Here is an 18,407-nt window from a genome sequence, read left to right as displayed (position 1 = left end):
TTGAAAAAAGGGCGATGTTTCCATCGCCCTTTTGCTATTATTTACTCAAATACATTGATTTATCTTTGTAAAGCTTGCGGAAGTAAGGATCTTCCAAATCTTTAATGAAACGGATCGCTTCACCGGTAGATTTCATTTCCGGACCTAACTCTTTCGTCACCTCAGGGAATTTCTCGTAAGAGAAAACCGGTTCTTTAATTGCATAACCTTTAAGTTTACGCTCGATGGTGAAATCTTTCAGTTTCGCCACACCTAACATAATTTTAGCAGCGATATTAATGTAAGGAACATCGTAGGCTTTTGCGATGAAAGGAACCGTTCGTGAAGCTCTAGGATTTGCTTCGATTACATAAACTTTCTCATCTTTAATGGCGAACTGAATGTTTAACAATCCACGAACATCTAAAGCCTTCGCAATTTTGATCGAGTATTCTTCCATTGATTGCGTTACCTTTTCTGGTAAGCTGAAAGTTGGCAACACAGCGAATGAATCTCCGGAGTGAATACCTGCAGGCTCAATGTGTTCCATCATCCCTACAATGTGAACGTCATCACCATCAGAAATTGAATCTGACTCTGCTTCTTCTGCTCTATCTAAAAAGTGATCGATTAATACACGGTTGCCCGGTAAATCGCCCAATAATTTCACCACTGCTTTTTCAAGGTCTTCATCATTAATTACGATGCTCATGCCCTGTCCACCCAAAACATAACTCGGGCGAACCAAAACCGGATAGCCCACTTCGTTTGCAACAACGATGGCTTCTTCTGCATTTTCTGCTACACCGTATTTTGGATAAGGAATATCTAATTCTTTTAACAAGTCAGAGAAACGTCCACGATCTTCGGCGATATCCATATTCTCAAAAGAGGTTCCAATGATTTTGATACCTTTTTCAGTTAGTTTTTCAGCCATTTTCAGAGCGGTTTGTCCACCTAACTGAACGATAACACCCTCTGGTTTTTCTAATTCGATAATCTCGCGAACATGTTCCCAGAAAACCGGCTCGAAGTATAATTTATCGGCCATGTTGAAATCGGTAGAAACCGTTTCAGGGTTACAGTTAACCATGATGGCTTCAAAACCTGATTCTTTGGCTGCCAATAAACCATGTACACAAGAGTAATCGAACTCAATACCCTGGCCAATACGATTTGGACCTGAGCCTAAAACGATTACTTTTTTGCGATCTGATGAAATAGACTCATTTTCTTCATCGAAAGATGAATAATAGTATGGCGTCTTTGCCGGGAATTCTGCCGCACAAGTATCCACCATTTTATATACCCTGTTTATACCCAAAGCTTTACGGCGGTCGTAAACTTCATCTTCGGTAACGTTGCCCAATAACCATGCAATCTGAATATCAGAGAAGCCTTTGGTTTTAAGCGTGAAGAAGAAATCTTGAGGGATATTGTTTAGCGAGTAACGTTTCAATTCAACTTCTAAAGCAACAAGCTCCTGAATTTGATTTAAGAACCACTTATCAATTTTCGTTACCTTACGGATAGATTCCAAAGGCACGCCCATTGTCATGGCATCTTTTATTAAGAACAAACGGTTCCATGAAGCATGCTCCAAACCGTCCATAATTTCATTAATGTTGCGGTTCTGGCGACCATCGGCACCTAAACCTGCACGGCCAATTTCTAAACTCTGACAAGCTTTTTGCAAAGCTTCGATGAAGGTACGACCGATAGCCATTACCTCACCAACAGATTTCATTTGTAAACCTAATTCTTTGTTAGCGCCCTTAAACTTGTCGAAATTCCAACGAGGGATTTTAACAATTACGTAATCTAAGGTAGGTTCGAAATAAGCTGAAGTTGTTTTTGTAATCTGATTTTCGATTTCATCCAAGTTGTAACCAATGGCTAATTTTGCCGCAATTTTAGCGATTGGATAACCGGTGGCCTTACTTGCTAACGCTGATGAGCGGGATACACGTGGGTTAATTTCGATGGCAATAATATCATCATTTGCAGGATTGACCGAGAACTGAACGTTACAACCGCCAGCAAAAGTTCCGATGGCTCGCATCATTTTAATCGCCTGGTTACGCATATCCTGGTAACAACGATCAGACAATGTCATGGCTGGCGCAACCGTAATAGAGTCGCCGGTATGAATACCCATTGGGTCAAAGTTCTCAATCGAACAGATGATAATTACGTTATCGTTGCTGTCTCTTAGTAACTCCAATTCGTATTCTTTCCAACCTAAAACAGCTTGTTCTACTAAAACTTCGTGAGTTGGAGAAGCCTCTAAACCGCGTTTTAGTGCGGCATCAAATTCTTCCTTTTTATGAACAAAACCACCACCAGAACCCCCCAAAGTGTATGATGGGCGAATTACCAATGGAAAACCGATTTCCTGAGCCGCTTCTTTACCTTCTAAAAATGAATTTGCAATTTTAGATGGCGCTACCCCTACACCTATATCAACCATTAACTGGCGGAAGGCTTCACGATTTTCTGTTTTTTCGATGGCTGCAACATCAACACCGATCACTTTAACGCCATATTTTTCCCAAACACCACGCTCAGAAGCTTCTACACATAAGTTCAATGCAGTTTGACCCCCCATAGTTGGCAATACTGCATCAATTCTTGGTAAATCTGGCGAATCAATGTGTTCTTGAAGAATAACTTCAATTGAATCAACAGATAAAGGGCGAAGATAAACGTGGTCGCCGATAACTTTATCCGTCATGATAGTTGCCGGATTTGAGTTGATGATTGAAACGGTGATTCCTTCTTCTTTCAAAGAAAGTGCCGCTTGAGAACCCGAGTAATCAAATTCACAGGCCTGGCCAATAATAATTGGTCCCGATCCGATAATTAATACTGAGCTTATGGAAGTGTCTTTAGGCATGATAAAGTTTAATACAATAATTAAAATTCTAAAGTTTTTAACCTGTTAAGGCTGAAGAAGCAAGGAGGTGTTTTGCTTTTTGAGGAGGAAAATCCCAACTGTTCTGTCGGGATGCAAAGATAGGTTTTTCGTATCGTTTTTAAATTACTTTTTTAAAATAAAAAAGAGGAGTTTGTAAGCTCCTCTTTTTAAAATTATTCTTCCGAAATATTCATTATTGTTGCAATTTAATTTCGCCTAAATCAGTTGTTGCACTATCTTTCACGGCAACCTTTTCTATCAAAAAATCCTTGTAAGGAGCATTAGCCTTAACAGCTATAGTATAAACTCCTTCTTTTAAATTAGTAAAAGTAAAAGCACCTTGACTCAATTGCGCCTTAACTGTATCTGTTCCAGCAATAAGCGAAATGCCTGCAACCGCATCGGTTGGATTAATCCGCCCAACTATCCCTCCTTGTCTAATCAGTACAAAAGCAAAAAAGAAAACAGTTGATACCATTAATGCGATTAAAAAAACTCCTAGCTTTTTCATTTTGATACATTTTAATAGTTAGAATCCAATTTTCCTCAACAAACGTATGACACGCAACAATTGTTTGTCGCAGAATTAGCACAGTAGACAAATACTGCGCTAATTCCTTGTCTGAATTTTTGTACAACATTTAAGAATTTACCGCTTACAGAAGTTAACAAAGCGTTAAAACCTGATTAGAATGTAACATATCTATAGTGTTAAATACACACGAAGTCATGTTTTCGTCATGAAAGCATAGTATCGAAAAAATTGGCAATAATGTTGTAATAAGCAGAACATATATGCGTTTTGTATATACTTTAGAAAAAGATCTAAAGCTTCCTCCGCGGAGTAGTTAACCGCAATGAGGATTTCTTCATAAATAGTTTGTTTGGTTTATTATCCGGTTAGAGGAGCCCTCCTCAACCGGATTTTTTCTTTTTCAGCCATTTTCCTTTACATTTGATTTGATTGTAAAAAATTTTAATGTGAGTCGATCCATAAGAAAAATTGCCATTGTAGGCCCTGAAAGCACAGGAAAATCAACCATGTCGCAACTGCTTGCAAAATATTATAAAGTATCATGGGTACCAGAATATGCCCGCTACTACTGCGAAAATTTAACTGCGCCTTACACTTTACAAGATGAGGTAAATATGTATTATGGTCAGGTAGCCTTGGAAGATGCGATTTTAGTGACAACAGAAAGTGGGTTCATTATCTGTGATACCACATTTGTAACGGTAAAAATTTGGAGCGATGAAATGCTTGGCGAAACGCCACAATTGGTTCTGGATGCTTTACCGAAAAGACCATATGATCTTTATCTGCTGATGGATATCGATTTACCCTGGCAGGATGACCCCCTGCGTGATTTCCCGAATCAACGGGAATATTTCATGGAGGTTTGGCATAAGGAACTGCAGGCTCTAAACGCTAACTATAAAGTGATTAGTGGTTTGGGTGATGTTAGGATACAGCATGCTATTGCAGCAGTAGATCAATTTTTAGCTTTATAATTTGGAAAGCAATGGTAGCGGTTCTAGGGCAAATTGTTCCCGCCCCCGCTTCTGCCACAATGAAAAATTGTGGGCATCTCGCTAGGGTCGGGTTTAGGTGGCAACCTAGCAGCACAACTTGAGGTTAACTAAACCCGATTAAAATGAAAATCCTTTTTATATTTTTCAAGTTACTAACTCTTCTAGCGAAATTTAAATAGGGTTAGTAACTTGAAGTAAAAAGATTGAAGTGTAAGCGGGACTGCAAATTCCGATGAAGCACTGAAATTGCTTTTCTAAAAAAGTAAAAAAGATAAATCTTTGAATATATTTTCTACATTTGCCCCATCATTAGGGGTGCCTTGTTTGTTATAAACACAAAAACGGGCTGAGATCATACCCATTTTAAGTAGAAAGTGAAAAGTAAAGAGTGAAAAGTTTGGTCAACCATCGAACTTTCAACTTTTAACCCTAAACTTTAAACTTGAATGCACCTGATCCGGGTAATGCCGGCGTAGGGATTGGAGTTATGGAAGTTTAACTGAAATCGGGAGTACCCCTATTTCCGATGGGTTTAACTAAAAACAAAAACATTGAAAAATTTACTTTTTGCAGCCCTTGTTGCAATGTTGCCTTTATTTTCATCGGCACAAAATTCGGTTACCGGAAAAGTTACCGATAACAATCAAAACGCCTTGCCTGGCGCAACCATTAAAATCAAAAATCAGCGAACAGCGGTACTGAGCGATGCCAATGGAAATTACACATTGGCAAATTTAGCTGGCGGCAATTACGCCATTGTGGTCAGTTATGTAGGCTACAGAACGCAGGAAAAAGCGGTAAATTTAAATGGCAATGCTAACTTAAACTTTGCGCTGGTTCAACAAAACTTTCTGGCCGATGACGTTGTGGTTAGCGCCACCCGTGCATCAAAAAACTCTGCTACAACTTTTAGAAACTTGGACAAAGCGGAGCTGGCAAAAAATAATCTGGGCCAGGATTTACCTTATTTATTAAACCAGACACCTTCAGTTGTGGTAACTTCCGATGCCGGCGCTGGCGTAGGTTATACAGGCCTTCGCATCAGGGGTAGTGATGCTACACGGATCAACGTTACGCTTAACGGCATCCCTTTAAACGATGCAGAAAGTCAGGGAAGTTTTTTTATCAACCTCCCAGATTTAGCTTCATCAGTTGATAACATTCAAATTCAACGTGGTGTGGGCACTTCTACAAATGGTGCAGGCGCTTTTGGCGGGAGTTTGAATATTCAAACCACTACCCGCCGAGATTCTGCTTATGCCGAACTGAACAATACCTACGGTTCTTACAATACCTGGAAAAACACGGTGAGTGTAGGCTCTGGCTTAATTGCAAATAAGTTTACGTTTGATGGTCGCTTATCACGGATTAAATCTGACGGTTATGTAGATCGTGCATCGTCCAACCTAAAATCATTTTTCGTTTCTGGCGCTTATTACGGTAAAAAAGATATCCTTCGTGCCAACGTGTTCAGCGGTACAGAAAAAACCTACCAGGCCTGGAATGGGATAAGCGAAGAAATGCTGCTTACCAACCGCAGACATAACGATTTTACGTACGACAATCAAACCGATAATTATCAGCAAGATCATTATCAGTTATTTTATACCAGAAATATAACAAACCAGCTGGTAGCCAATGCCGCCCTGCATTATACTTACGGACGAGGTTATTATGAAGAATATAAAGAAGATCGAAACCTCGAAGATTATGGAATTCCTCCTGTGGTTTTAGGTGGTGTTACACAAAACACATCCGATTTAGTTCGCCGCTTGTGGTTGGATAATGATTTTTATGGCGTAACCTACTCCCTAAATTATACACCAAAAAACGACCTGAATTTTGTTTTAGGTGGCGCTTACAACGAATATAAAGGCCGCCATTTTGACGAGGTAATTTGGGCACAATTTGCCAATTACGACGGAAGTGGATCCATCCGCCACCGATATAATGATAATGACGCCTTTAAAACAGATTTCAATATTTTCGGCAGAGCGAATTATCAGATTGGAAAATTCAATCTTTTTGGCGATCTGCAATATAGAAGAGTCTATTATTCTTATTTTGGTATAGATCCAAATGGCGATCCAGCTCAGCAAAATGCAACATTAGATTTTTTCAATCCGAAGGCCGGAATAACTTATAATTTCAACGACAAGAGCAATGTTTATGCATCAGTTGCTGTTGGGAACAAGGAGCCAAACCGGAGAGACTTTACCGATTCTAATATTAACAGTCGCCCGAAACCAGAAAACCTAACAGATATTGAAGCGGGTTACCGTACGCAATTTTCTAATTTCAATATTGGCATAAACGGTTTTGCCATGTTCTATAAAGATCAGCTAATCAACACAGGAAAATTAAATGATGTTGGAGGACAAACCCGTCAAAATGTTCCCGATAGCTACAGAGCAGGGATTGAAGTAGATGGCAAATGGCAGATTTTCAAGAATTTATCGTGGGCTGCAACGGCAACTTTTAGTCGGAACAAAATTAAGGAGTTTACAGAATTTATTTATGATGACGCCAACGGCGCTTTAACTACTTTTAGTTATAACAATACCAATATCGCTTTCTCACCTTCAATTATTGCATCAAGCGAGATTAATTATACTGTTTTACCAAATGCAAGCATTGCGTTTTTAAGCAAATACGTGGGCAAGCAAAATCTGGATAACACCTCTGCCGATTCACGCATTCTTTCTAGTTTTTTTGTGAATGATGTTCGTTTAATGTACAATACGCCTTTGGCCGGAATAAAAAATGTAGGCCTAAGTTTACTCATCAACAATGTGTTCAGCACTTTATATGAAAGTAACGGCGGCACTTATCCTTATTTATATGCCAGTGCTTTAAGCAGATCAAATTATTATTATCCGCAAGCTACCCGCAACTTTTTATTGAGTTTAAACGTGAAGTTTTAAAAATATAGGGCATAAGGATGGGCTTAAAATTAAAAGTAACACGGCAACCAGTCGCAAAACTTTAGTACATTCGTCATTGCGAGGCACGAAGCAATCTCTATTATCAGATTGCTTCATGCCTCTCAATGACGATTTTTTTGATCATGAAATACATCGAGAAGCTTCAATATATTACCCACGACATTCCTGATTTATCTCATATCGAGCAGGTGCAACTAGCTTGCGAAGCCGGGGCAAAATGGATCCAATACCGTTGTTTTAGTAAAAACGAGGAGGAACTTCTAAACGACATCAATTCGGTTACAGAAATTTGCGATGATTGGGGAACCACACTCATCGTTACCAATCACATTCACCTCAATGGAAAGGCAGACCTTCAGGGTTTTCACATCGAAGATAGCAAAGCTGATTTCCTCGCTTTGCGAAAATTAGTAGGTGATGATATCACCTTAGGAGGCTCAGTAAATAACGTGGAGGATGTAATTCGTTTGGCAGAGCAAGGCGTTGATTACGTTTTCTTAGGTCCATCCTCGGCAGTTCAAACCAACATAAATAGTTCTCCGTTTTTAGGAATTGATGGCTATTTAAATTCAATAAATCTACTTAAAGATTCAAACATCAGTATCCCTGTTTTGGCCGCTGGCGGGATTAAAATTTATGATGTAGAACCGCTAATGCAAACTGGAATTTTTGGCATCGCAGTTTCTGAAGCCATTTATTCCGCTGATGATTTCATTCAGGCTTATCAAGATTTTTATGATTTGGTGAAAGGATAGCATAGCTCAAAAAATCTAAAATCGTCATTCTAAAACCTTAAATTACTTTATCTTCGCAACATGTCTTCACACCACATTGTAAAAGAAAAACAAGAGCCTGCCTTATATATTGATGAGCTTGGCAATTTTAATGAAGAACTTTTAGGTCAGCTTTTAGAATGGAGCCCGACGCTTTTGGTCAACGGCGAAAATTATGATAAAATCGTTTCGTTGGGGCTGAAAGTAGATGTTTTGGTTAATGGAAGCAATCAGGAAGTACAGGAAGATACCAGGATTGTACAAGGCCCTGTTGATGCGCTAATGGTCGCTATTAATTTTCTTTATGAACAAAGATACCCGGCAGTAAATGTAATTACCAGAAAGTTCGATCTGGAGAAATTTGCTGGTTTTGAAGATAAGATTAACATTGTCGTTTTTACTGAAAGAGCAAAACATTACCCCATTAAATCTGGCTTTTCTGTTTGGAAACCGGCCGGAAGTCAGTTTCTCATCCATGGAAACCGATATCTGGAAGTTACTAATCTCATGCAGAATGAAGAAGAAGTTTTCGAAGTGGTGAATGATGGATTTGTGGAGTTTTCTTTTTCAGGACAACCTATTTTTATTAGTGAGCCGATATGATTACGCTAAGAAAAGCCAAAGAACAGGATATTGAGGTGATCAGAGCTATTGCCGCTGCAACCTGGCCATCAACCTATCTTGACATTATAGGCCAGGAACAAATTGATTACATGCTCGATAAAATGTATAGTAAAGGGGAGCTACTCGGACAATTATTGGAGGGCCATATTTTCATCATTGCCGAAGATAACGAGAATCAATTTGGTTTTGCAGGCTACTCGATTATCGATCATGAAGAACGAATTTACAAATTACACAAGTTGTATGTTTTGCCTTCGGCACATGGAAAGGGTGTTGGTAAAATCTTAATTAACGAAGTTTTTAATCAGGTAAAAGATGCCGGCGCAACTGCCTTGCAACTTAATGTAAACAAACACAATAAGGCAAAAGACTTCTATTTAAAATGCGGGTTTAGCATCAAAGAATCTGTAAAACTGGATATCGGTGAAGGATATTTTATGGATGATTATGTGATGGAGTATCGGTTTTAGATTTCCTTGATATAAAAAAAATAGGCCACAGATTTGCAGATCATTAATCTTCAAATCTGTGGCCTTCCTTTTTTCAAAGATTTCTCTACTTCTGTCGAAATGCCGGTTTTATATCCTACTGCTTCAACTTCGGAATCCTTGTCGGTGCATCCGTTCCGTTTACAATGGAAGTTGCACTCTTGGCGATTGCTTTAATAGTTGAAAGAATATTTTCTACGTCCAAAGTGCTGTATTCATCCTTAACCGTGTGGTAAAATTTATCTACATCAATTTGATCGGTACTGATGGTATGCGCCGGAACCCCTAAAGCAGCTAATGTTGCGTTATCACTTCTGTAAAATAAATTTTGTTCCGTATATGGATCAGGGTGAAAAGTAAATTCTGTTCCTGCTAAGTTCTTTTGCAAAATTTTTCCAAAATCAGATTTATCGTAACCGGTAATGAATGCTGTATTTTTCCCGAATTTAGAGTCTTTACCGATCATTTCGATGTTGAACATGGCTACAACTTCATCAGGATTTAATTTGCTTGAAAAATACTTGGCACCAAAACCTCCGATTTCTTCTGCTGTAAAAGCCACAAAAATCAACGTACGCTCATTATTTTTTTGTGCTTTGTAATATTTAGCCAAGGCAATCATCGCTGTTGTTCCTGATGCATCATCATCGGCACCATTCGCTATACTATCGCCGTTTACCGTTTTGATCACGCCTAAATGGTCATAGTGACCAGAGAAAACAACCAGCTCTTTGCCTTTTGATTTGCCTGGAATCATACCGGCTACATTAAACAAAGCCATTTTATTAACTTTTCCTTTCAAATCTACAGTAAACTCATCGGCTTTTTTAGCGCCTAATACAAAAACCTGAACAGCAGATTTGCCGGCTCCCATATCTTTTTCATCCAAAGTTGTCGGTTTATCAAAGTAAGTTTTATAGCGTTTGAAGTTTTCGGCAAACTTATCATCAACTAAAATAATTTGATTCTTGCCTGCTGCCAACATAGTTCTAAACTGATTTACGAAAGGCTTCTCTGGATCCAAAACCACAACTGTAGCATTTGATTTATTAAGCGTGATATTTTCTTCATTGGCGCCGGCCAGAATTACATTCTCAGGAGATATTTCGCTGCCATCTATTTTGATGCTTTTGCTCGCATTGGCTACCTGGTATTTATAAAAAGTCTGACGGAAACCTTTCTCACTAGCTAAAGGTTGTAAGCCTATTTTCTTAAATTCTGATTCGATAAACGTGGCTGCTTTATCTATTCCCGGCGTAAACGTACCGCGACCCTGCATTTCATCGCCACTTAAAGTTTTGATTAAATGATCAGTGTATTCTCTGGTAATTATTTTATCAATGTTTTGCGCCTTAAGCTGCAAACCTGCCATAGCAGCAAGGGTAAAAAGGAATATTTTCTTCATTTTATTATTTCTGTTTAGAATCTACCTGCGAGTTTAACCAATTATCTCTGAAATTTTGCATTGCGGGAGTTAATGTTCCACCCATTTTCTCTATCGAAACAATTTCCAAAGCTGGGTTTTCGGCAAATGTTAGTTTTGTTGTTTTATTTTCGCCGCGATATTGATATTTAATTTCTACCACATCGCCTGGCTTATGCGATTTGGTAATGTTGTCAACAACAGATGCATCCGTTACATTTTGTCCGTCGATGCTCAAAATGACGTCACCCACATCTAAACCTGCCTGATAAGCCGGTGTTCCCTGCAATGTTTGCATTAGCGTTACTTTGCTATCTGCCTGATTAAAGTTGCCGAAACCTGTGAAAGCATGCCCGGGCTTTGCTTTGCGCAAAACAAAGCCAGCATTTAACAGCAACTTTGAATAGTCGTTTTTCTCTTTGCCATAAATGTATCTGCCAAAAAAATCCTTTGCAAAAGCTTCATTTTTGGTTAAAGAAGCCAAGGTTTTTTCCAAATCGGGAATGGTGTATGGAATTTCTGGTTTGCCATAAGCTTTCCATAAAGCCCGCATATAATCATCAAGCGTAAGTTTAAACTCTGAACGCAAGCGAAGATCTAGTGCCAAAGCCGTAGCGGCGCCATAAGTGTAATAGGAAAGGAAAATGTTTCCCTTGTTGGTTTGATCAATCGCCACACCGGCGTCAGCAAAAACAGCATATCTGCTAGCTTCTATGGGTGAAAAGTTTTTGGCTCCAGGCGAAGTGAGTACAGCGTTTACCATCCCATTAAAAGCCTGGACAGCATTATCAACCGTTTTTAAACCAGCCCGGGTTAAAAGCAAGCCACCATAATACTGCGTAAAACCTTCTGCAAGCCATAATTCATCACTGATATTTGAATGCTCAAAGTTAAATGGTTCTAATGTTTTGGGGCGCAACCGCTCTACATTCCAGCTGTGAAAATATTCATGAGAAAAAGTGCCTAATAAGTTGGATTCGTAACCCTCAATTTTTTCAGTGCGCTGCACAATGGACGTAGAGTTTCTATGCTCCATTCCATCGCCGGCATTGGTAGGATACACATCTTCCAAAAAGTAATAGTTGCCGTAATCATAAGTTGGAAAATCCCGCCAAACGGCGTAATGTTCATCAACCATTTTTTTCAACATGCCAGCATAATTATCAATCGCCGCCTGTGTATCGTTTGAGTGGGCAATTAAATGGATGGTTTGCGTTTTGCCATCATGGTTTTTAACCTCCCATTTAGCCGTTTTATAATTAGCAATTTCTATGGGGCTATCCATAAAATATTGAAGATTGGCGGCATAAAAAGTATTTTGCTCTATTGGTTTGAGCTGAGTTGCTACTTTCCAACCTTGCTTTTTAGGGTATTTAAACTGCACTGTTCGGGGCCGTGTATCCATCCCAACAGGGAAAGCAAAAGTTGCAGGGATATTCATATGGGCATGGGTTTCATCAAAGCCTGCGTAAGTGCCATCAATCCAGTTTCCAAAAACCGTGTAAGTAATTTTAACCTGATTTCCATGTGAAGGAATTTCGTAAACATCGCCCGCTGTTTGATTAATCTTTAGCGGTTTTCCTCCATGATCAAAGGCTTTAAAATGATACACGTTTTTACCAAATTCGTGCGTGGCATATCTTCCAGGAGATGATCTGCTCATTCTAACCTTTAAATTTCCGGCAGGAACATTGGTGATGCTCATGGCAATTTCAGCTTCGTGGTGGATTGCATTTGGAAATGAAACCACATAACTTATTTCATTCTGAGCAAACGCAGAAAGCAACAACACACTAAACAAAGCGGCACCTAAAAATTTCTTCATAAAAAAGGGTTTTGTGGTGGAAAAATACAAAAAATGAAACAGGTAAGATGTAAAATGGTTGATGGGTTGCTTATTTTCCATTCCCAATTTCCTAGTCCCCATTTCCTAATCTAATCCTTATCCCAATCGTATTTTTCCAGATCGCGGTAGGCTTTACCCTTGATAATTTCTTTACGTTTTGATGCTTCTGCATCCACCCGGGTTTCATGAATATGATCCGCCACTTCGAAATGGAAATCTTTGTCTTTTTTAGATTGATAGATGGATACGTCATCGCCGTCGGCCGTAGCGAAATCATAAGGACCACGGGCACTCATTAGTTTCACAAACACAGGCAAACATTCGAAAAAGATAAACAGCAACCCAATAAAGGTAACTGCAATTGCCGTGTTATCATCTTTAGTACCATCAACGTTAAACTTCAGCTGACCTAAAGCCCAGTTTCGATCGGCAAAACCTGCAAGATCGGCCAAACTATCCAGCTGCTTTTTGGTGTATAATTTTTCATTAAACAAACCGTCAAATTCCTTTCGTTTATCAACAAAAGTTTCGGCTTTATTTATATTTGCTTTCAACGAATCGAGTTCAGCTTCCCTCTGTTTGATCTCCACCTCCTTGCGTTTTGCATACGGACCGTAACCCATAACGCCAGAAGTTTCGTTAGTTTTATTTCCAAAAATTTCGAAGTTAAGTTTCTGTCGATCGGCTTTGATTCCTTTCTCTAATGAATCTCTCGTGGCTTTTTGCTGGTTCAGTCTTCCAAACTCTACCTGGTATTTTTTTTCAAAAGCTTTGTTTAGGGTATCAATTTTTGAGCGTTGCCCGTTTAAATAACTTACTTTCAGCCGTTCTTTAATTTCCTTATCAAAAATTTTCAACTCAATCGGACGAGAAATGACCATACCAATCATTATGGCCAATAAAATCCTTGGGGTAGCTTGCAGAAGCTGTTTATTAGTGCTTGCGCTTTTATTGATGCTCGAAACAATGTACCTGTCCATATTAAAGATTGCGGCACCCCACAAGAAACCGAAAATGATGGCAAAAACAACAGCTAAATCATCGCCTTTAAAAACGAAATACATGGCATAACCACCAGATAAAGCGGCAAATAAACCTGTAAAGAAGATAGTGGCACCAATGCCAGTATATTTATTTTGTTCTGTAGGATACTTTTCCAGCGTAGGAATGTGAGCGCCAGAGCAAAACCAAAAGAAACGGTTCAGTTTGTCCATTTGTAATGTTTATAATTAAACGCCTAAGGGTTTGATATGTTACAGATTTTTGAGAAAATATATGACTCCACTTTGTTCATTCTACTCAAATCGATTTTCTTATATTTGCATAAATAATTTTCAAGATGAAAGAAATATCAGTACAAGAATTAAAAGAAAAAATCGATAATAAAGAAGATTTTCAATTGATTGATGTTCGCGAAACATTCGAATATGAGGTTTCTAACCTTAACGGTGAGAACATTCCTTTAGGCGGGATTTTAATTGAGGCTGATAAAGTTGAAAAAGATAAGCCTGTAATTATTCAGTGCCGCAGCGGAAAAAGAAGTGCAGCAGCAGTGATGCAACTTGAAGCGCAATATGGTTACGAAAACCTATACAATTTAAAAGGTGGGATTTTAGCTTGGCAAGAGGCTTATGATCCGAATATGCCAGTTTACTAAGAATCATTCGTCATTGCGAGGTACGAAGCAATCTCTATTAAAATCAGATTGCTTCAGCTCGCTTAAACCTGGCTTCGCAATGACGACTTCTTACATTCAAAATTCACTCATTTCAATCATTTCCACTATGGGTAAAAAATTTGCTTTAAATATCTTCTACAATCTGGCCATCATCCTTTCTATTTTTGGAATAGTTTGGTGTTACAACAACCACAAACCTTTACCAGGTGGTTTTTTAGTTGGTGTTGCGGCTTGCCTTGCCTATTTTAAATATCAGCTTGTGAAAGATCTGCGGAAGAACTTTAAAGAAAAAGATCAGAAGTAACACCTTCCAGTCCAAGCCCAGGTAAGTTTTTCAAGCTGTATTTTCCATTTTCAAAAGGCGGATCTGTAAAAGGATTATTTTTAGTTAACCAGGGGCCATCTAAATCTGCCCAGTTACATAAAGGCGCTAAAGCCGCTGCAGCAAGGGTTGCACAACTCGTTTCGCTCATGCAACCAATCAATACTTTCATACCGAAAGATTGCGCTTTCAAAATCATTTGATGACCTTCATACATTCCGCAACTTTTCATCAGTTTTACGTTAATGCCATGGTAAGCACCTTTCAGCTGATCCATATCGGCTAAACGCTGCACTGCCTCATCGGCTAGCAAAGGAACCGGACTACGTTCCGTTAGCCAGGCATTGCCCTCCAAATCGTTTTTATCCATAGGCTGTTCGATTAAAACCACCCCTTGGTTATGCAGCCAATAAATTAAATCGATGGCCTTAATTCGATCACTCCAACCTTGGTTAGCATCCACGTAAAGTGGCACATTTGTCAAACTACGGATGGTTTCAATAATCTCCCGGTCGTTATCTCTCCCCAGTTTAACTTTTATCACCTTGAAGTTCTCCGCGTCTTTCAGTTTTTCGCGGATCACTTCAGGGGTATCTATCCCAATAGTGTAAGAAGTTACCGGCATTTTTGCTGGGTCGGCACCGTAAATTTCGTAGCAAGGTTTGTTTAAAATTTTTCCATTGATGTCATTTAAGGCAATGTCTATCGCTGCCTTTATCGCCGGCTGACCAGGAGCAATACGATCGAGGTAACTAATAATCTCTTCGAAATTAAAAGGGTAGACGAATTGGCTCAAATCTACCTCTTTTAAAAAAGCAGCTGCAGTTTCAAAACTCTCTCCCATGTATGGCACCATGGATGCTTCTCCATAACCCATCACATCTTCGTACTGGATTTTTAAAAGCATTAACGGTGTGCTTGTGCGGGTAAATTTGGAGATCGAAAACGGGTGTTTTAATTCTAATTCGAATTGCTTGCAACTAATCTTCATTGTCTATCGTCTAATAAGTAAATAGGGCGGATATCGCTTTACAAAAGTATATTTGTTTATTAACGCAAACCACTCCTGCCATGAAAAACATTTCAAGATTACGGTATTTTATTTATTTATCCCTAATAATTTTAGGAGGATGTACCACAGGAAAAAATGCCTTACAAAAAGGCGATTACGATGCATCAGTTGCAAAGGCGGTAAGCAGATTGCAAAATTCGCCAAAAAACAGCGAGGCCATGCAGGTTTTAAAAACCGCTTATGATTTAGCCCTTCAAGATCATTTACGCAGAATCAACGAGGCAAAAATGTCGAACGATTTGTTTAGATGGGAATCTGTAATGTACGATTATCAGAAAATAAATCAGCTGGCAGATGAGATTAACAGTTGTCCGGCTTGTTTGGCAGTTGTTCCAACACCATCAAAATATATTAATGAAGTTGCAGAAAGCAAATATAATGCTGCAGTTGCGAGGTATAACTTGGGGATCGGTTATTTAAATGAGCGCAACCGCTTAGCTGCAAAAAAGGCATATTACGAATTTGAAAAAGTGCAAAATCTACAGCCAAATTATAAAGATGTAAAAGCAAAAATGGATGATGCCTATTGGACCGCCGTAACCCGTGTAGTTGTTCAACCTATTATTTTGAACGGAGGGCCGTATAAGTTGAGTGCTAATTATTTTCAGCAGCAAATTGATGAATATATTGCCAACTATTCGCGGAATAAGTTTGTGATATTTTATGGCGAAGAACAGGCAACTACTCAAAAAATTATACCCGACCAGGTTTTAACTTTAAATTTTGATGATTTCGTAGTTGGCCAAACTTATGTGAAAGAAAGGGTAGAAAAGCTTAAACGCGATAGTGTGGTAATCGGCGAAACCCGCGAACGTAAACCTATTTACGGAACGGTGAGCGCTACACTGAGTATTTTTGAAAAGAATATTTCTTCATCAGGTTTGCTAGACATGACGATTATGGATTGGCAAAGCAAAAAAATTGTTCGTCAGCAGAAGTTTCCCGGCACTTTCGTTTGGCGAGACAGTTGGGGAAATTACAAAGGAGACGACAGGGCGCTGAACAAAAATCAGTTAGCCATAACGAGAAAAAGGGAGGTTCTTCCGCCACCGCCAAGCACGATGTTTCTAGAGTTCACAAAGCCAATTTACAGCCAGCTAATTGATAATTTAAGCGGATTTTATAATAGTTATTAAAAAGCAAACGAGAACATTTGTCATCTCGAACGAAACTTATTTTTATTGGGTTGAGGAGAGATCTTTTTAACACAAGTACTGAATGAGATCTCTTCGACAGTAAGGATGTCGTTCAAGAAGACTACCTTGACGAGCAACCATCATCTCGAACGAAACCCATTTTTCTTGGTTTGAGGAGAGATCTTTTAAAAAGAATTACTGAATGAGATCTCTCCGACAGGAAGGATGTCGTTCGAGAAGATTGTTATGATCAAAACAACTTTTATGCTACTATTTTATAATTATTTTTAAAAGGCATTYGGCTTTTTACAACAGCAGCTACTCTAAGTATTATTTTGTTCCTGACTGCATTCAGTACAGCCATACTATGCTTGCCTTCATCTTTTTTTCTGTGGTAGTTGGCTTTTTACAACAGCAGCTACTCTAAGTATTATTTTGTTCCTGACTGCATTCAGTACAGCCATACTATGCTTGCCTTCATCTTTTTTTCTGTGGTAGTATGTTTTCAGTTCTTGATTGTATTGGATTGCCGACAAAGCGCACAGATGTAATAATTTTTTCAGTTCCTTGTTGGCCATTCTATGGATCCTGGTCTTACCTTTTATACTAATTCCGCTACTATGTTCAAAAGGAGCTACGCCTGCATAACAGGCCAATTGTTTTCCGCTTGGGCTACCTGCAAAATTAGCAGTGCACCCTATAAGGTAAATGGCAGTTATATGTCCTATCCCTGGTATGCTAACCAGTAGCCTATAATTGTTCTTAAAAGCTTGGTTTACTTCTATTATTTTCTTGATCTCCGTCTCAATGTTCCTGATGGACTTGGCTATCCCATCAATCGCTGATTTTAGTGTTTTCTMAATCAGCTTCTGATGTGGTTTCTCATTTACATTTCCCAGTTCTTTAATGGAAACCCTCAGGCCTGTAATCTGTTTTAGGAGCTTTGTTCTGGTAGAGATAAAGTCTTTCAAGTGCAGCAGAACAGGGTCTAGAGGGGCTGTGGCTTTTAAAGAATCTGATTCTTTGAAAGCATAATTACATAAACGGATACTGTCTATTTTATCATTCTTCCCACGGGCTATACCAAAGCTCCACTTGATGTGGGCTGCATTTCCAATGTGGATCGGCAGGTGTTTTTTGCTACAGAAGGACCAGATCAGACGATGATAGATACCCGTGTTCTCGATCACAACAAGGGAGTTTTCATCAAAGCTCACACTATGGGATTTAAGCCACTTCTCGAATACCTTTATGCCGGGAGCGGTGTTTTCGAAGCGGGCAGTTTCAATCGCCTGTTTTACATGGCTAATCACGCCCATCAGCGAAACATCAAAGTAAGGTTTTGAAACATCGATACCGATGAAGAATTTTGTACTACCAATCATCCTGTTATTTTTTAAGTTTGTAACGGTTACCTAATTTCCAACCCATCGATCCAAGTCCTTAATAATGKGGAATGCCCTAATTGTTATCTGGTCACTAAGGGAGAAAATCGGTAGCGGATTGCATCATCTCATAGGCATAAAAACCTTGACGAACCATTAATGTGCCGCTACCGATTAGGTAATCTTTTAAATATATTATTCTAAACCAAACTAATTGTAATATCAATTAATCCCTAAATAAAATACTGATACAAATCTAAAGGACGGATACAAATCTAAAGGACGG

The 18,407-nt window shown here is 38.9% G+C and carries 15 protein-coding genes; 8 read left to right on the top strand and 7 right to left on the bottom strand.

What is annotated here, in order from left to right; all coding sequences use genetic code 11:
- Window positions 1–37: 37 nt before the first annotated feature.
- Window positions 38–2,875 (bottom strand): carbamoyl-phosphate synthase large subunit, encoded by a 2,838-nt coding sequence (carB, locus tag ASE92_RS00075; RefSeq protein WP_056848090.1) that lies wholly within the window; start codon window positions 2,873–2,875, stop codon window positions 38–40.
- A 214-nt stretch (window positions 2,876–3,089) separates the two neighbouring features.
- Window positions 3,090–3,407: a hypothetical protein gene (locus ASE92_RS00070; RefSeq protein WP_056848089.1), complete on the bottom strand. Its 318-nt coding sequence runs from the start codon at window positions 3,405–3,407 to the stop codon at window positions 3,090–3,092.
- Window positions 3,408–3,877: 470 nt separating this feature from the next.
- Here ASE92_RS00070 and ASE92_RS00065 point away from each other — a divergent pair, with 470 nt between their 5' ends.
- The 5 genes from ASE92_RS00065 (at window position 3,878) to ASE92_RS00045 (ending at window position 9,241) form a co-directional block, all read left to right on the top strand.
- The gene (locus ASE92_RS00065; protein WP_056849221.1) at window positions 3,878–4,408 is read left to right on the top strand and encodes an AAA family ATPase; all 531 of its coding nucleotides are present in this window, start codon (window positions 3,878–3,880) and stop codon (window positions 4,406–4,408) included.
- A 605-nt stretch (window positions 4,409–5,013) separates the two neighbouring features.
- Entirely contained in the window at window positions 5,014–7,353 is a 2,340-nt protein-coding gene (locus ASE92_RS00060; protein WP_056848088.1) for a TonB-dependent receptor, read from the top strand.
- A gap of 143 nt (window positions 7,354–7,496) precedes the next feature.
- On the top strand, window positions 7,497–8,129 hold the full coding sequence (locus ASE92_RS00055) for a thiamine phosphate synthase (protein WP_082454928.1): 633 nt from the start codon (window positions 7,497–7,499) through the stop codon (window positions 8,127–8,129).
- A 60-nt stretch (window positions 8,130–8,189) separates the two neighbouring features.
- The gene (locus ASE92_RS00050; RefSeq protein ID WP_056848087.1) at window positions 8,190–8,750 is read left to right on the top strand and encodes a hypothetical protein; all 561 of its coding nucleotides are present in this window, start codon (window positions 8,190–8,192) and stop codon (window positions 8,748–8,750) included.
- Entirely contained in the window at window positions 8,747–9,241 is a 495-nt protein-coding gene (locus ASE92_RS00045) for a GNAT family N-acetyltransferase (protein ID WP_056848086.1), read from the top strand. The genes ASE92_RS00050 and ASE92_RS00045 overlap by 4 nt, the downstream gene beginning before the upstream one ends.
- A 115-nt stretch (window positions 9,242–9,356) precedes the next feature.
- On the opposite strand, the gene ASE92_RS00040 is transcribed toward ASE92_RS00045, so the two are convergent.
- The 3 genes from ASE92_RS00040 to ASE92_RS00030 form a co-directional block, all read right to left on the bottom strand.
- The gene (locus ASE92_RS00040; protein WP_056848085.1) at window positions 9,357–10,664 is read right to left on the bottom strand and encodes a M20/M25/M40 family metallo-hydrolase; all 1,308 of its coding nucleotides are present in this window, start codon (window positions 10,662–10,664) and stop codon (window positions 9,357–9,359) included.
- A gap of 4 nt (window positions 10,665–10,668) precedes the next feature.
- The gene (locus ASE92_RS00035) at window positions 10,669–12,507 is read right to left on the bottom strand and encodes a M61 family metallopeptidase (protein WP_056848084.1); all 1,839 of its coding nucleotides are present in this window, start codon (window positions 12,505–12,507) and stop codon (window positions 10,669–10,671) included.
- Window positions 12,508–12,617: 110 nt separating this feature from the next.
- A complete protein-coding gene (locus ASE92_RS00030) occupies window positions 12,618–13,742 on the bottom strand; it encodes a DUF4407 domain-containing protein (protein ID WP_056848083.1) in 1,125 nt (374 codons plus the stop codon).
- Between the two features lie 125 nt (window positions 13,743–13,867).
- Between ASE92_RS00030 and ASE92_RS00025 the strand changes: the two genes are divergently transcribed.
- Both ASE92_RS00025 and ASE92_RS00020 read left to right on the top strand, forming a co-directional pair.
- Window positions 13,868–14,185: a rhodanese-like domain-containing protein gene (locus tag ASE92_RS00025; protein ID WP_056848082.1), complete on the top strand. Its 318-nt coding sequence runs from the start codon at window positions 13,868–13,870 to the stop codon at window positions 14,183–14,185.
- A 79-nt stretch (window positions 14,186–14,264) separates the two neighbouring features.
- On the top strand, window positions 14,265–14,510 hold the full coding sequence (locus ASE92_RS00020; RefSeq protein ID WP_235527246.1) for a DUF6358 family protein: 246 nt from the start codon (window positions 14,265–14,267) through the stop codon (window positions 14,508–14,510).
- Here ASE92_RS00020 and ASE92_RS00015 read toward each other — a convergent pair.
- Entirely contained in the window at window positions 14,488–15,519 is a 1,032-nt protein-coding gene (locus tag ASE92_RS00015) for a dipeptide epimerase (protein ID WP_056848081.1), read from the bottom strand. The two genes, ASE92_RS00020 and ASE92_RS00015, sit on opposite strands and share 23 nt — an antisense overlap.
- A gap of 80 nt (window positions 15,520–15,599) precedes the next feature.
- Here ASE92_RS00015 and ASE92_RS00010 point away from each other — a divergent pair, with 80 nt between their 5' ends.
- The gene (locus ASE92_RS00010) at window positions 15,600–16,736 is read left to right on the top strand and encodes a hypothetical protein (RefSeq protein ID WP_056848080.1); all 1,137 of its coding nucleotides are present in this window, start codon (window positions 15,600–15,602) and stop codon (window positions 16,734–16,736) included.
- Between the two features lie 377 nt (window positions 16,737–17,113).
- Here ASE92_RS00010 and ASE92_RS00005 read toward each other — a convergent pair whose 3' ends face one another.
- Window positions 17,114–18,121: an IS110 family transposase gene (locus ASE92_RS00005; protein WP_056848079.1), complete on the bottom strand. Its 1,008-nt coding sequence runs from the start codon at window positions 18,119–18,121 to the stop codon at window positions 17,114–17,116.
- Window positions 18,122–18,407: the final 286 nt, after the last annotated feature.

The organism is Pedobacter sp. Leaf41 (assembly GCF_001422545.1).
Lineage (GTDB): Bacteria > Bacteroidota > Bacteroidia > Sphingobacteriales > Sphingobacteriaceae > Pedobacter.
Note: the sequence above shows the minus strand (reverse complement) of the source record. Positions and strands in the feature narration are given on the sequence as shown.